Source organism: Fibrella arboris (genome assembly GCF_041321095.1).
GTDB lineage: Bacteria > Bacteroidota > Bacteroidia > Cytophagales > Spirosomataceae > Fibrella > Fibrella arboris.
In genome coordinates this window covers 33,094-47,103 of record NZ_JBGGWE010000008.1, presented here as the reverse complement: position 1 = coordinate 47,103, position 14,010 = coordinate 33,094, and the positions used below count along the sequence as shown (strand labels likewise).

General features: G+C 55.4%; 13 protein-coding genes. 5 read left to right on the top strand and 8 right to left on the bottom strand.

The window, feature by feature from the left end:
• Positions 1-130: 130 nt before the first annotated feature.
• The 3 genes from ACAW75_RS15265 (at position 131) to ACAW75_RS15255 (ending at position 3,120) form a co-directional block, all read left to right on the top strand.
• Positions 131-1,459 (top strand): DEAD/DEAH box helicase, encoded by a 1,329-nt coding sequence (locus tag ACAW75_RS15265; protein ID WP_370729790.1) that lies wholly within the window; start codon positions 131-133, stop codon positions 1,457-1,459.
• 10 nt (positions 1,460-1,469) lie between these two features.
• On the top strand, positions 1,470-2,600 hold the full coding sequence (locus ACAW75_RS15260) for a DEAD/DEAH box helicase (protein WP_370729600.1): 1,131 nt from the start codon (positions 1,470-1,472) through the stop codon (positions 2,598-2,600).
• A 118-nt stretch (positions 2,601-2,718) separates the two neighbouring features.
• On the top strand, positions 2,719-3,120 hold the full coding sequence (locus tag ACAW75_RS15255; protein ID WP_370729599.1) for a hypothetical protein: 402 nt from the start codon (positions 2,719-2,721) through the stop codon (positions 3,118-3,120).
• A gap of 65 nt (positions 3,121-3,185) precedes the next feature.
• Here the strand turns inward: ACAW75_RS15255 and ACAW75_RS15250 are convergent, their stop codons facing one another.
• A complete protein-coding gene (locus ACAW75_RS15250; RefSeq protein WP_370729598.1) occupies positions 3,186-3,902 on the bottom strand; it encodes a pseudouridine synthase in 717 nt (238 codons plus the stop codon).
• Between the two features lie 14 nt (positions 3,903-3,916).
• Positions 3,917-4,492 (bottom strand): DinB family protein, encoded by a 576-nt coding sequence (locus ACAW75_RS15245; protein ID WP_370729597.1) that lies wholly within the window; start codon positions 4,490-4,492, stop codon positions 3,917-3,919.
• A gap of 98 nt (positions 4,493-4,590) precedes the next feature.
• Here ACAW75_RS15245 and ACAW75_RS15240 point away from each other — a divergent pair, with 98 nt between their 5' ends.
• A complete protein-coding gene (locus ACAW75_RS15240) occupies positions 4,591-5,475 on the top strand; it encodes an alpha/beta hydrolase (protein WP_370729596.1) in 885 nt (294 codons plus the stop codon).
• 32 nt (positions 5,476-5,507) lie between these two features.
• Here the strand turns inward: ACAW75_RS15240 and ACAW75_RS15235 are convergent, their stop codons facing one another.
• Positions 5,508-6,668 carry a hypothetical protein gene (locus ACAW75_RS15235; protein WP_370729595.1) on the bottom strand — a complete coding sequence of 387 codons (1,161 nt, stop codon included), beginning with the start codon at positions 6,666-6,668 and terminating at the stop codon, positions 5,508-5,510.
• Between the two features lie 185 nt (positions 6,669-6,853).
• Positions 6,854-8,023, bottom strand: coding sequence for a PQQ-dependent sugar dehydrogenase (locus ACAW75_RS15230; RefSeq protein WP_370729594.1), 1,170 nt, complete (start codon positions 8,021-8,023; stop codon positions 6,854-6,856).
• 144 nt (positions 8,024-8,167) lie between these two features.
• Here ACAW75_RS15230 and ACAW75_RS15225 point away from each other — a divergent pair, with 144 nt between their 5' ends.
• A complete protein-coding gene (locus tag ACAW75_RS15225; RefSeq protein WP_370729593.1) occupies positions 8,168-8,890 on the top strand; it encodes an SDR family oxidoreductase in 723 nt (240 codons plus the stop codon).
• A gap of 111 nt (positions 8,891-9,001) precedes the next feature.
• On the opposite strand, the gene ACAW75_RS15220 is transcribed toward ACAW75_RS15225, so the two are convergent.
• From ACAW75_RS15220 to ACAW75_RS15205, 4 genes are all read right to left on the bottom strand, one after another.
• A complete protein-coding gene (locus ACAW75_RS15220; RefSeq protein ID WP_370729592.1) occupies positions 9,002-9,511 on the bottom strand; it encodes a GreA/GreB family elongation factor in 510 nt (169 codons plus the stop codon).
• 126 nt (positions 9,512-9,637) lie between these two features.
• The gene (locus ACAW75_RS15215) at positions 9,638-10,357 is read right to left on the bottom strand and encodes a Bax inhibitor-1/YccA family protein (RefSeq protein WP_370729591.1); all 720 of its coding nucleotides are present in this window, start codon (positions 10,355-10,357) and stop codon (positions 9,638-9,640) included.
• A 148-nt stretch (positions 10,358-10,505) separates the two neighbouring features.
• Positions 10,506-12,071 carry a DUF1501 domain-containing protein gene (locus ACAW75_RS15210; RefSeq protein ID WP_370729590.1) on the bottom strand — a complete coding sequence of 522 codons (1,566 nt, stop codon included), beginning with the start codon at positions 12,069-12,071 and terminating at the stop codon, positions 10,506-10,508.
• A gap of 111 nt (positions 12,072-12,182) precedes the next feature.
• Entirely contained in the window at positions 12,183-13,733 is a 1,551-nt protein-coding gene (locus ACAW75_RS15205; RefSeq protein WP_370729589.1) for a DUF1800 domain-containing protein, read from the bottom strand.
• Between the last annotated feature and the right edge of the window lie 277 nt (positions 13,734-14,010).

The following is a 14,010-nucleotide window of genomic DNA, read 5'->3' as shown; positions in this document are numbered from 1 at the left end:
AGCGAATCAACCCGATATGTCGAGCAGGAAACCTTATTGGGTCTGTTTTACCTTTTATCTACCTATACGCTGGTTTTCTGTTTGCCGCCCGCGTATGCCGTACCTTTGCGCAACACCAGCCAGCATGACCATGACGTTTGCCGACCTCAATCTTACTAAACCGCTGCAGAACGCCCTGACCGATATGGGCCTGACAACCCCAACACCCATTCAGGAGCGTGTCTTTTCGGTGGTGATGTCGGGGCGCGACGTCTGCGGCATTGCCCAGACGGGTACGGGTAAAACAATTGCCTACCTCCTCCCCTGCCTGCGTCAGTACCAGTTTATTAAAGAGCGTACCCCGCAAATTATCGTGCTGGTCCCCACCCGCGAACTGGTGGTGCAGGTCGTTGAGACAGTGAAGCAGCTGGCAGCCTGCATCAACCTGACGGTGGTTGGCGTGTATGGTGGCGTGAACCTGAAACCACAGTTGGCCGACGTACAACAGGGCGCTGATCTGCTGGTGGCCACGCCCGGCCGACTTGTCGACCTACTAACGTCGGGGGCCGTAAAGATGAAAACGGTTAAGAAGCTGGTCATTGATGAGGTCGACGAGATGCTGAATCTGGGTTTCCGCGCCCAGCTCAAGATCATTCTCGATCTGCTGCCTCCCAAACGGCAGAACCTGCTGTTCTCGGCCACGATCACGCCCGACGTGGAGCAACTCATCGAGACGTTCTTTTCCAGCCCGGTGCGGGTTGAAGCCGCTCCGGCCGGCACACCGCTGGCTGGCATCTCGCAGATGGCGTACCCGGTGCCGAACTTCAACACAAAAGTAAACCTGCTGCAACTCCTGCTGGAACGCGACCAGTCGATGAACCGGGTGCTGGTCTTCGTCTCGACGAAAGCGTTTGCCGACGTGCTTTTCGATGAGGTAGACGAGCGATTCCCCGGTCAGGTAGGCGTGATACACTCGAACAAAGCACAGGCGAAGCGGTTCGAAGCCGTTAACCAGTTCCAGGACGGTACGATCCGTGTCCTGATCGCGACCGATATCGTGGCGCGGGGTATCGACGTGGCCAACGTGTCGCACGTGATCAACTTCGACCTGCCCGAAGAGCCGGAGAGCTACATTCACCGGATTGGCCGTACGGGCCGGGCCGATAAGAAGGGCATCGCCATTGCCTTTATCACGGATGCGGAACAGGACCGTCAGATGGCCATTGAGACGCTGATGAACTACCCCATCCCGATGGTTCCCGTCCCGGCCGATCTGCTGATCTCGCCCGTGCTGATCGAGGAAGAAAAGCCGAAGGTGAACATGAAGACGATCACCGTGAAGGCGCCCAAACGCGACGATGTTGGTCCGGCTTTCCACGAAAAAGCGCTGAAAAATCAGAAGGTCAATGTGCGGCGCGACTATGCCGCCGAGAAGATGCTGAAATACGGCCGCCCCATCAAGCGGAGTGGTAAGAAATAACCGGTCGACCATGTCCTTTACGTCCCTCGGCCTGTCAAAGCCTCTGCTCCGTGTCATAGCCAAACAAGGGTATCAAACGCCTTATCCTATCCAGCAGGAGGCGATTCCGGCTATTCTGGCGGGCAGCGATGTGCTGGGCATTGCCCGAACCGGCTCCGGCAAAACGGCTGGGTACGTTCTGCCCCTTCTCGAGCGGCTTCAACGCCAGCGCAGTGTCGATCACCTGCAGGTGCTGGTGCTGGTACCCACCCGCGAACTGGCCGCTCAGGTAGCCGATGTGTTCCAGACGTTCAGTGCGTCGTTGCCACGCCCCCTTAAAACGGTAGCCGTCTTTGGCGGGGTGTCTGTCAATCCGCAGCTGGTGGCCTTTCGCGATGCCGACGTGCTGGTAGCCACACCCGGCCGCCTACTGGACCTGTTAACCCAACGCCCCGGCAAGCTGGCAAAAATTGAGACGCTGGTGCTCGACGAAGCCGACAAAATGCTGGAATTGGGGTTTGCCGATGAGTTGAACCAGGTGTTGGCACAAGTCCCTGTCGGGCGGCAGACCGTGTTATTTTCGGCCACGTTGGGCGAGGCGATCCAGCAGATGAACAGTATGCTGCTTCATGAGCCTGTTCAGATTCAGATCGCGGACGAAGAAACACCGATCGATCAGATTCAGCAGACCGCCTACCGGGTAACCCCTGAACGAAAAAGTGCACTGCTCCGACATCTGATAAAATCACGGAAGCTGACCCAGGTGCTTGTGTTTGTCTCCTCGACACGTTCGGCCGATAATCTGGTGGCAAAACTGGGCAAAAACGGCATTCGGGCGATGGCCATGCATGGGCACAAAACCCAGAATGCCCGTACTGATTCGTTAGCGTCGTTCAAACTGGGTGAATTTCCGGTGCTGGTGGCGACCGATCTACTGGCGCGGGGTATCGATATCCAGTTCCTTCCGCACGTGATCAACTATGAGCTGCCCCGGTCGCCTAAAGACTACATTCACCGGATTGGCCGCACTGGTCGCGCAGACGCATCAGGCGAGGCAATTTCGCTTGTCACCCCCGACGATGAACATCATTTCAGCATTATTCAAAAGAAGATGGGGAAGCGCATTCAGCTGATCGATGCGGCTACCCTTTCCTTTGCATAATCAGGGGATTGGGGGCCTTACCGGCTCATCCCATGCCACACCGGCTGTTGAACAAATAGGCGTTTTAATTGCTTTTAAAAGAATACTATGGCGATAGAATAAGTCGCCCCTGTGTTCGATGAAGACGTTATGCGCGCTGATTATAGGCCTGTTTACCAGTCAGTTTCTACTGGCGCAGACCAAACCAGCCACCACCCCTCCCACCGTTGTGTCGGTCATTGAGGGCGTTAGTGGCAAACAGTTCGTCCCCGATACCACCTACTCAGCACTGTCTGCCGACGACGTGGCAGCGTTGGGCAAAGCACCACTCGCCAACTGGGATTTGCCCCGCGAAAATGGCAAATACGTCCTGTATTCAAACCTGGTTGTCGGTACCCGGTCGTATCAACTGGTGATGACCAAAGTTCCGAAAGAGGAGTTTCCAACGGCTCAGTTGATTCGTTATGAAACGCCAACCTCTAAGCCAGAGCCAATTGCCCGTGGGGTGCTGAAACCCAAAGGAGCCGATAAACCGAAATAGTTACGGCAAGTCGCGCTGTAGGTTGCTTTCGTATAGTCGAAGCAGTCCCGCGGAAGCAACCCACGCTAAATGATAGGCCCTTCAACGCCAAACAACGTACCCAGCATCCGGCTAAATTCTGACTGAAACGGCGCCTGAATACCAATTGGCCGGCCAGTTTCCGGGTGAGCGAATTGAAGTTGCCGGGCGTGTAGCAGCATGGTATTCAGGCCAAACTGTTCGAGAAACAGCTTATTCTGTTTGTTGCAGCCATGGGGTCGATCACCAATGATCGGGTGAAAAACGTGGGCCATGTGTTTCCGAAGCTGGTGCATCCGGCCCGTTGTCGGCGTGAGTTCGACCAGCGAATACCGCGAGGTCTGGTGTTTCCCGAAAGGAATCGGCACCTCGGTACGTTGAAGCGTTTTCAGGGCTGTAAACGCTTCTTGCCAGGTTCCCGGCTTTCCATCCCCATCATCCCGGCGAAGAGGGTAATCTATATCCAGTGCGTCAGGGGTATGTCCGCGCACAATGGCCAGGTATGTCTTATGCACCTGTCCATCGGCAAACTGCCGTTGCATGACTGAATTGAGCGATTCGGTCAAGGCGAAAAGCAGCACACCACCGGTCTTCCGGTCGAGGCGGTGCACGGGATACACACGTCGCCCCAGTTGATCACGAAGGAGCTGTACGGCAAACTCGCTGGCATCGGCGGCAATGAATGACCGATGGACCAGCAGTCCGTGTGGCTTGTTGATGGCTACCAGTCCGCTGTCCTGATAAAGTATGGGTAACTCTGTCATCGACTAAGCACAAACTAGGCTGGAAAACCGGGATCGGCCTTCACTTCGTCAATCTGTTTGCGGTGCCGTTCACCATGCGAGGCTACGACCAGCAATGCCTGAAACACATCCAGCGTACCCAGAAACGGATGCTCAAAATAGTGCGTCCGGTAATCGTCCTTCCCGGTTTGCACAAACTCGATGGTCGCTTCGCGCTGCTGCTCAAACAGGTCCAGGGCCGTCTGCACATCGCCATAACGACCCGTAGGCACAAACGGAGCGGGGGCCGAGGTGGCCATTCCCCGGCTACGAACCGCTTTGATCACGAACACATCCGACACTTGGAGCGTAGGCCGTCGACTTGCATCGGCAGGAACGCCCATGGCTTGTTGAATACTCCTGACGATCCCTCGGTCAACCAGCACAATATGTTCCATGCATTCAACGATCGACCAGCGATCGGGAGCGGGCCTAAAGTGCGCCTGAGCCTCAGTGAGGCCAGCCAGCGACTGCCGCAGACTATCCCGGGTGGCAATCAGCATGTCGATGAGGTAGGTACGTTCAGCATCCGTAGTGGGTTCCAGTACGGTAGACGGGTGGCGATCTTCCATAGGAACGAAAGTACGGGACAGGGCTCCGCCAACAAAATGAAAACTACCAACGGCCCAACTGCGTTAGTATAGCCGGGGTTTCCTTCCCCAGCCAACCTATGCACATTTTCCCGATCCGGCCTGCACTGGCCTTGTTCTGTTTATTCATCTCCCTGGTATCGCCTGCTGCTGGTTTTTCCCTGACCAGCAAGCGATACAAAAACATACCCTACAAGGCCACGACGGCGGTTGACTACGCTGCCGAGAAGAATATGCTCGATGTGTACCGGCCCAACAAAACGTCGGATAAGCCGTATCCGGTTGTTGTGTTCATACATGGTGGCAACTGGACTAGCGGCAGCAAAAACATCTACTGGTTCGTTGGTCGGCGATTGGCTAAGCAAGGCGTTGTTGCCGTCGTTATCAGTTACCGACTTTCGCCCGCCGTGCAGGTGCCTGCTATGGCCAGCGACTGTGCAGCGGCTGTTGCCTGGACCAGCCAGCATATTGCCGAGTACGGCGGTGACCCCAACCGTATCTACGTAATGGGCCACTCGGCCGGCGGTGGACTGGCCGCCCTGCTTGCGGTAGACAACTCGTTGTTCGCTCCGTTGGGAATAACCAGGAATCCGGTCAAAGGCGCCATTCTCGATGACCCGGCGGGAATCAACATGTATGATTACCTGAAGAAAATGGAATACCCCAACGATAGGCAATACCTAACCTCGTTTGGCAACGTACCCGAAGGCTGGCGGACTGTTTCGCCCATGTATCGTGTGCAGGCCGGAGCACCGCCCATGCTGCTCTATACCGGCGCAAAAACGTACCCGAGCATTATCACCGGCACAAAAGCCTTTTATGAGAAGCTACTGGCGCTGGGAGTGACAAGCCAGTACACCGTTATGCCAGGCAAGGAGCACGTGCCCATGGTGAAGCAACTCTTCTGGAAACGCAACCTCATCTACCAGGATGCACGGGCACTGATGAACGGCGACCAACGCTAGACTGATTGCTTTCGCGAGGTCCTTCGCCGAGGCTAGCGGCGGCCAAGCTGCACATTGTACCCCAGGTAGGGATACACGGGGAAGCGGAGGTTGATAGACGAATAACCGTAGGAATAGCTGTAATACTGGTTTACGGCCGACAAAACACCCAGATCGAAGGCGTGGTACCGGCTGTGAATCCGCAGGGCAGCAGAAAGACGGGCCAGTGGTCCGAAAGTGGCTTTTATTTTAATCGTGTTATCGCTGATAAAAGTGAGCGATGGACTGAGCGCCTGCATGGTCCCGATCGCTACGGCTCCTTCAGTTAGCAGGAACGAATAGTCACTCCCCAATCGGAACGTGTAGCCTACTGTCACATTACTCCGACGGTCACCAAACGTAGCCATCGCCTGCCCCATAAACGTTGTAGTAGTCGTTGAGGAATAGTCGGGGTGCTGCAGTTGCGTTAACAGGCCAAGCCCGAACCGCACTTTCCCGCCAATCGGAATGCCGATGCGTGTGTAGAGCTGCGTACCAAAGTCCGCATTGGTGTAGATGGCATCGTTCAGGTACTCCGACGTTTTAAAGAGGTTGATCAGTAACGGGTTAAACACGACACCCACGCTCCATCCGTTGGTAATTCCGGTCTCCAGCTCGTTACGAAGCAGGTAGGCATTGCGGTAATACACTTGCCCGGCCCCTGGCGTGAACGCAGGTCGGTTGTTCAATAGATACGGCAGGCCACCTTCAGGTACGTTGCCCACAGACGCGTTGCTTGTCTGGGTAATTGGCAACGGCGGGCCCGCTACCGATGTAGTACCGGTGCTTATAATGTCGCCCGGGTCGATATACGTTTGTGTGCCGTTCTGCTGCCGAACCACTACCGCTACCGGTGTGCGACGAACGACACGCCCGTAGACCGTTGCCCCGTCTTTCAGTTTAAATACCGTGATCGACTCCGCTGGCTGGCTGGTACGTTGCGGCATGGTCGTCGACTGCCGGGCAATCTGGTAGGTTTCCAGGTACGTCAGCTCACCATTCCGTTTCCGAACCACCACCATATTGCTATCCTGCCGGACCACCCGACCAGACACGACAGAGCTGTCGGAGAGAACAAAATGAAGGGTGGGCAACTGTTTCAGATTCTGAGGCGACTGGGCCAGCAGCGTTTGCAGGCTGCTCAGGAGCAGTAGCGTTATACGTAGCGTTTTCACACGGTAGCGAGTTCAGGAATTCGGGAGGTAATTTAGTAAGTCAATCGAGGCAATATAGTAACACCTGTTCATTTTTTACCATACTTGGCTAGACCCCAAACTCAGTTTCTGCGTTGGAAAACGAACGGCAAAATGGTGGTTTTGTTGTGTGGCCTACAACGCGAAGCCACACAACGCCACAAAGTTTACTCCGCTACCAGCCGGATGATTCGTCCCGGATTTTCAACCGACACGTAAATACTGCCGTCCGGCGCCTGTTTCACATTCCGAATGCGGTTGCCTTCGAGCAGTTTCGACTCCCGCACCACCTGGTTTCCGTTCAGTTCCAATCGGCTCAGGTACGTTAGTGCCAAACCGCCTACCAGCAGATTGCCTTTCCAGCTTTTGAAGGTGTCGCTGGTAATGAAGGCCAGCCCGCAGGGACCAATGGAAGGCGTCCAGGTATAGAGTGGGTTTTCAACGCCTGTCATCGTTGGGCTGGCCGATATGGTGGTTCCGTCGTAGTTGACGCCATACGAGACCAGTGGCCATCCGTAGTTTTTACCCGGTTGAATGAGGTTCACTTCATCCCCCCCTTTCGCGCTGTGCTCACTCTCCCAGATATCGCCGGTATTCGGATGCCGGATAAGCCCCTGCGGGTTGCGGTGACCGTATGAGAACACCGTTGTCGGGGCCGTATTGCCCGCCAGCACGGGGTTATCGGCCGGCACACCGCCTGCGTCGGTCATCCGGTGCACCTTCCCCCATTCTGTCTGCACGTTCTGGGCATTCTTGTTGGGCGACGACGCCCCGCCGTAAGTAGATGGGCCACCTTCACCGATACTTACGTACAGCAGATTAGTCCGGTCAAACTCGATCCGGCTTCCATAATGGCCTTTCCACTGGTTAGTGGCCGATGCCCGGAAGATCGTCTGTACGTCGCTGAGCGTATTGCCAGTTAGCTTAAACCGAATCAGCTTCAGTTGGGTATTCGTTGTGCCGGCAGCCGAGGCCGCGTAGGATGCATAGACCCAGCCAGTCGACGCGTAGTTCGGATGCACCCGAATATCGAGCAACCCGCCCTGTGACGTTGTATTGATGTCTGAGGGCAGGCCCGTCAACTCCGTAACGGTCTGGCCTGACCGTCGGTAGAGCCGCCCGCGCTTCTCGCCAAAAATAAAATCACCATTCGGCAGAAAATCCATGCCCCAGATGATCTCGTAGCCAGTGAGCAGCGTCTGGGTACGTATCGTCGGAGTGCCGGTTGGCGAGGTTGTGAGGGTATCGCCAGCATCAACCCTATCGGTCTGTTTACAGGCAGACAGGTTCAGGGCGGCAACGGCACAGAACGTGGCCAGGATGGGGGCGTAGTTCATAGTTGAGTGATTTGTTGTTGGTTATAGCGCTAACGACCTGGACGTCTGCTTTGTTGGCTGACCGCCTGTGGCCGCAGACGGACTATTGCCTAAAATCTGGCCTGTTGTGGAAACCTATACAGCGCTCCCGGCCTTTATATCGCTATGGCAGATCATATCAGAACAGCCCTCATTACCGGGGGATCAAAAGGCATTGGCTACGGTGTAGCCGAATCACTCGTTAAATCGGGCGTGAAGGTGGCTATCACCAGCCGTTCGCAGGAAGCCGCCGACAAGGCCGCTCAACAGCTCAATAGCCTTAAAGCAGGCTACGCCATTGGCATGGCCGCCGACGTGCGCGATCTGGCCTCGCAACAGGCCGTGGTCGACGCCATCGTTGAGCAATGGGAACGCCTCGACTACGTTATTGCCAACGCGGGTGTCGGTCATTTCGCCCCCATTCAGGAGCTGACGCCCGAACAGTGGCAGGAAACCATCGACATCAACCTGACGGGTGTTTTCAACTCGGCCAAAGCTACCATTGGTGAATTGAAAAAAACAGCGGGTTACTTCATCAGCATCGCCAGTCTGGCCGGTACGAACTTCTTCGAGAAAGGATCGGCCTACAATGCCAGTAAGTTCGGGCTGGTCGGCTTCTCGCAGGCCATCATGCTCGACCTTCGGGGCGAGGGCATCAAAGTAAGTACCATCATGCCCGGCTCAGTGGCCACCGAATTTGGTGATCATACTCCGTCTGACGCTGATGCCTGGAAGATTCAACCCGAAGATATCGGCAAACTGGTTCTCGACCTCCTCAGCATGCACCCCCGCACCCTTCCCAGCAAAATCGAGGTTCGTCCAACCATTCCAGGCGGGAAGAAGCAGTAAAGGGGCAGGTGTCAAGTCTCAGGTTTCAAGTGTCAAACGGTTCGCCTGTGGCGATTGACAACCACAGGCGAACCGTTTGACACCTGACACCTGAAACTTGACACCTGACCCTTAAAGCCCGTACCCGATCGCCACGACCTGAAAAGCCTCTTCTCCTTTCAGGTTACGCAGCAGCACCGTATCGCCAATGCGTTTGCCCTGCATGGCCCGGGCAATTGGCGCGGTGAAAGCGATCAGGCCGTGGGCGGCATCAGCTTCATCGACGCCAACGATCGTTAGGTGCCGATCAGCGCCTGCCTTGGGGCGAAGGGTGACGGAGGCCCCAAACCGGACTTCATCGGGTGGTTGGGTGGTCAGGTTCACCACGTGGGCATTGCCAATTCGCTGGTTGATGGCCCCGATTTTGCCGTTCAGCAGCGCTAGTCGCCGGGTACGTTCTGTTTCGTCGGCCTCACTCAGTTGAACCTGTGCGTGTTCAGTCTCCAGGTCGGCCAGTTCCTGGCGAAGTAAGGCCAGCCCGCGTGGGGTCACGTAATTGCTGATGCCCGGTGGCAACGGTGCCCGCGCCGGAATCACGACGGGATCATCGGCCGATTCGTTCTTAAGAAATGCGCGGCTCATAAAAAAAAGAGTTTACTGGGTTCGATTGCTGTTTACTGGGGTGCTACAGGTATGAGTAGCTGTACCTTATACACAACAAACGGAAACCAATAAACTCTCGCTTTTAATCTGAGCAACCGTACCGCCTTATTTCCTATTCCCGAAGAAGCGGAGCAGGTAGAGGAACAGGTTAACGAAATCGAGGTAGAGACGAAGCGCCCCCATAATCGCCCCTTTCCGGTCCGACTCAGCATCGGTATTACCTACGGCGTACATTTCTTTGATCTTCTGGGTATCGTAGGCCGTCAATCCGGTAAAGATCAGCACGCCCACGAAGCTGGTGATCCAGCTTACCAGCTCGTTATGCAGAAACATATTCACTACCGACGCGATGATCAGGCCAATCAGCCCCATCAGTAACAGACTGCCCATGCGGGTCAGGTCGGTTTTAGTGAAGTAGCCATACACGCTCATAGCCCCGAACGTGAGGGCGGTGATGAAGAACGTAGAAGCAATCGACGTACCCGTATAAATCAGGAAGATACAGGCCATTGTTAACCCGTTGAGCGCCGCATAGACGATAAACAGGGAGGTTGCCGTAGTAGCGCGCAACCGATTGATGGCCGACGATAAGCCCATGACCATCAAAACTTCGCCGATCAGCAAGCCATAAAAGACCAGCCGGTTACCAAAAATCAGTGATAGCAACGTCTCTGACGAGGCCGTGTAAATAGACACAACGGCGGTGATCAACAGGGCTACGCTCATCCAGCCGTAGACCTGCGCCATAAAAGCGGCCTGCTCACGTTCGATGTCTTCAGGGGTAATGTATCTGGATTCTACTCTCGGCTGATTCTGATTAGTCATGTGGAATGTAGTTAACGTTACCTCTACAACATTTTTTTTAGCAGATGGGGCACAACAAATGGGGATTTTTTGGTCTGACAGCCTAACAAATACGCGGTCAGTCACGCGGTCCTTCGACGATGAACGAAACTACAACTTTTGTTCCGGTTTACCGCGCCACCCGCATTCGTGCCGAAACGCGCTGATCACCAACCTGAACAGCGACCACGTATGTACCCGCCGCCAGTTGTTGTACGTTCATGCCCAACGTCCGATCTGACAGCCGACTTACAGAAACCCCCATGGCTCGCCCCGACGGGTCATATACCTGCACGCCGCTTACACCAGCCAGCAGGGCATCGCCTTCCAGCGTTACCAGATCGGTGGCGGGGTTCGGATACACCCGGAATGGCGCGGCCAGTGGTTCGGTGGCCGTAATGGTTTGCTGGAAGATCGGTACGATGTCGAAGCTCTTTTGCAGGACCGATGTCACCTCAGGTTTGCCGGCGCCCAGCCAATCGGTCAGCAGGGCGGCGTAGACTTGTCGGAAATCAGTCTGCATTTTTATGTTGTTGTTGTCCAGGTCCGACAGATTCGGATTTTTACCGATCACGCTCGTCTTCACCCCCTTGCCAAAGACAAACAGCGGGGCTGCTGCGCCGTGATCGGTACCGTAGCTGGCATTGGAGATGGCCCGTCGCCCAAATTCAGAGAAGGTCATCCCCGCCACCTTGTCGTCAATTCCCTGCACACGCAGATCATCCTGGAACACCTTGATGGCATCAGAGAGCATTTTCATCAGGTTCGCGTGTGTGCCGGTCGTGGTATCGGTGGTCGTGGTTTGGGCGGCGTGCGTATCGAAACCGCCGATCGTCACGTAATACACCCGCGTTTGCAATCCGCCGTGAATGAGCCGCGACACGATCTTAAGCTGGTCGGCCAGTGAATTGCCCGTTGGGTACGTTACCAGGTTCTTTCCTTTACCGGCCGCCGTCTTGATTTGTGCGGCATACGCTACCGATGATAATTGCTGCTGCCTGATGTAGGTGATATGCTTCCCGGCGGCTGTGTTTGTCACCGGAGCCGGGTCAATAGCCGGTTTGTCACCAACCAGCTGGGCAAACGTGTCCGGATTGGGAATCGCTACAGCCATTGGACCGCCCGGCCCCGCAAAAGCTGTTGAGGTAATATAGCCAATCTGGATGGCCAGCGGGTCGGGCATTTCCTTCGTCGGATAGGCGGTAGGGTACCCTGGCCATTCGGCATCCAGGTAGCGGCCTGTCCAGCCGGTCGTTAGTACCTGCGACGAGTCGGCCCCCGTGAACCAGATATCACTGGCGCGAAAGTGCGAAAAGTTGGGCGTCGGGTACGACACACTGTGCACAATCGACACTTTCCCGTCGTTGTATAAACTCTGTAGCCCCGTCATCGACGGATGCAGACCTGTGGCCGGGTTATTCGTCAGCCTGAGCACCTTCGCTTCGGGCAGCGCGATGTTTGTTCGCAACGAGGTGTACTTGCTCATCTGATCGAGCGGTACGACCATGTTTAGCCCATCATTGCCGCCGTTCAGCTGAATCATGACCAGCACCCGATCGGTGGCCGTTGCCAGTTGGACCAGCGTCTGCATAAACGCCGAATCAGGAGCGCCAAACGCCTTCGCCCCCAGTCCATCGATCAGGACGGGCAGCAACAGCGAAGCGGAAGCATGTTGAAGAAAATGACGACGATTCATGGGGAAGGGAGTTTACCGTTTTCTGTTTACCGTTGCGCGGCTACTTATACCACAAGGTTCATCAGCCGCGCAACAGTAAACCGTAAGCAGAAAACGGTAAACTGTAAATTGTTAACAAAGTTGATACTCTGCCAGGCGGAACATGTACTGCAAGGTTGTATTCAGTTTCATGCTCACGGCCATCAGCTTATTTTTATTCGTTGGGTCGCTGGTATAGGTCTGCCATTCCAGGTTCCATTCGTACCGTGGCAATCCGTCGATCAGGACCTCATCAATCAGGAAATCGCGTTGTGATTGGGTTAGGTCTGTAGCAAAAAATAGCGCGGCCCATTCATTGATCAGCTTCACCGGATCTGATGGGTCAGTGGTCTGCTTCGCCATCGCCACCGGGTCGAGCGCGAGCTTTTCGGTCCCGAACTTCACTGTACCGGCCGTGAGCTGATCGGTGAAACTCCCGCGTAATGCCAGTGTGGTGCTGTTGATCCAGAGGTCGTAAAAGCCGGTATCGTAATAGGGTCGCCAGCCAAAAACCGTCGGCTGATCCATGATATTCAGTTGCTGCTCCACGTTTCTGGCCTGCACAAAGGCCATCAGTTGCGTAAACCCTGTCGGATTGGGCACGGCATCTGGCGCTGTGATGCCGAAAAAGCGCAACGTACCTATATTCAGTTCGAGCGGCGATTTTACGATGGAACCACGCAGTGCATCGTCGAAAAAGTGCTGGCTGGTCAGTAGGGCGGTCACCACGGGTTTGATCTCGTAGTTGCCCTGCCGAAATACCTGCGCCAGCGGTTCAATGAAGTTGGCCTCTATCGCGGCCGTAATGTCGGCATTGATGAACCAGCGGTATAATTTTCGGACCATGAAGCGGGCGGCCTCGGGCTGAGCCAGTATCATATCCACCAATTCGCCCAGTTCTGTGTCTCCCGCCGTGCTGCCAGTCCGCCCTTTGATGACGGTATTTTTGTAGGCAGCCGAAAAAACCTTGTCGGTGGTGTCGTGCTGGGCAGCTTTGAAGGTTGTGGTGATATCCACAGTGGTCGTACTGCGGTAGCCCGTGTCTGTCCAGCCGGTCAGTACCCGAGCGGCGGCTTTCACATCGTCTTCGGTGTAGTTGCCCACACCGATCGTGAACAACTCCTGCAGCTCCCGGCCGTAGTTTTCGTTCGGCTTGCCCACTACGTTCTGATTGCCGTTCAGGTAACGAAGCATGGCCGGGTCTTTGGTCATCTCAATGACAAAAGACCGGAAGTTACCCAGCGCATGCCGACGCAGCACCGTATTTTGCCGGTAGATATAACGGGCATCCGCGACCACGGCGGCGGTCGAGACGAAGTGATTCTGCCAGAAGAGAACCATCTTCTCACGCAGGGAGGCACCTGCATTGATCATCAGGCCCAGCCACCAGTATTTGGTTGCATTTTGCCAGGTCCCCTGCAGGGTCGTATCGAAAGCCAGGGTATCAAACGGCTTTGTGGTGGTTGGGTCAACCGGTGGTGCCGGGGTCGCGGGTGTGGCCAGCAGGGTCTGAATAGCAGCCTGCGGTGTTTGCCCGGCAAACTGCTTAATCTGGGCGGGCGATGGCCCAAACGTAGCGCGCCTGAGCAGATGCGCAGCCTGCTGCAACGTCAGTGGTGTACGATAAGGGTCAGTAAGTGCCATACGAAAATGGGAAAAGCCGGTACCATCTCCCGAATTTCCGTATTAATGCTCAAACAATCATCATTAAACTTTTTTAACCATCCGGCCACCTCGAATCGATCCGGCCATTGACACTATCTGAGGCGTAGCCACTACGGCGTTCTGTACCAGAACGATAGCTGCCGTGCCAGGTAGCCGTACCATAAAATATGGTCGGGTTTCGCCCACTGAATCCGACCGCACGACTACTTACCCTTCGCTGGTGGTCATTTGTAAGGTGGTAAATGGGCCAGTAAAG

Coding starts and splice junctions, on each gene's coding strand:
- ACAW75_RS15265 (WP_370729790.1), top strand. CDS start 131: ATGACGTTTGCCGACCTCAATCTTACTAAACCGCTGCAGAACGCCCTG.
- ACAW75_RS15260 (WP_370729600.1), top strand. CDS start 1,470: ATGTCCTTTACGTCCCTCGGCCTGTCAAAGCCTCTGCTCCGTGTCATA.
- ACAW75_RS15255 (WP_370729599.1), top strand. CDS start 2,719: ATGAAGACGTTATGCGCGCTGATTATAGGCCTGTTTACCAGTCAGTTT.
- ACAW75_RS15250 (WP_370729598.1), bottom strand. CDS start 3,902: ATGACAGAGTTACCCATACTTTATCAGGACAGCGGACTGGTAGCCATC.
- ACAW75_RS15245 (WP_370729597.1), bottom strand. CDS start 4,492: ATGGAAGATCGCCACCCGTCTACCGTACTGGAACCCACTACGGATGCT.
- ACAW75_RS15240 (WP_370729596.1), top strand. CDS start 4,591: ATGCACATTTTCCCGATCCGGCCTGCACTGGCCTTGTTCTGTTTATTC.
- ACAW75_RS15230 (WP_370729594.1), bottom strand. CDS start 8,023: ATGAACTACGCCCCCATCCTGGCCACGTTCTGTGCCGTTGCCGCCCTG.
- ACAW75_RS15225 (WP_370729593.1), top strand. CDS start 8,168: ATGGCAGATCATATCAGAACAGCCCTCATTACCGGGGGATCAAAAGGC.
- ACAW75_RS15220 (WP_370729592.1), bottom strand. CDS start 9,511: ATGAGCCGCGCATTTCTTAAGAACGAATCGGCCGATGATCCCGTCGTG.
- ACAW75_RS15215 (WP_370729591.1), bottom strand. CDS start 10,357: ATGACTAATCAGAATCAGCCGAGAGTAGAATCCAGATACATTACCCCT.
- ACAW75_RS15210 (WP_370729590.1), bottom strand. CDS start 12,071: ATGAATCGTCGTCATTTTCTTCAACATGCTTCCGCTTCGCTGTTGCTG.
- ACAW75_RS15205 (WP_370729589.1), bottom strand. CDS start 13,733: ATGGCACTTACTGACCCTTATCGTACACCACTGACGTTGCAGCAGGCT.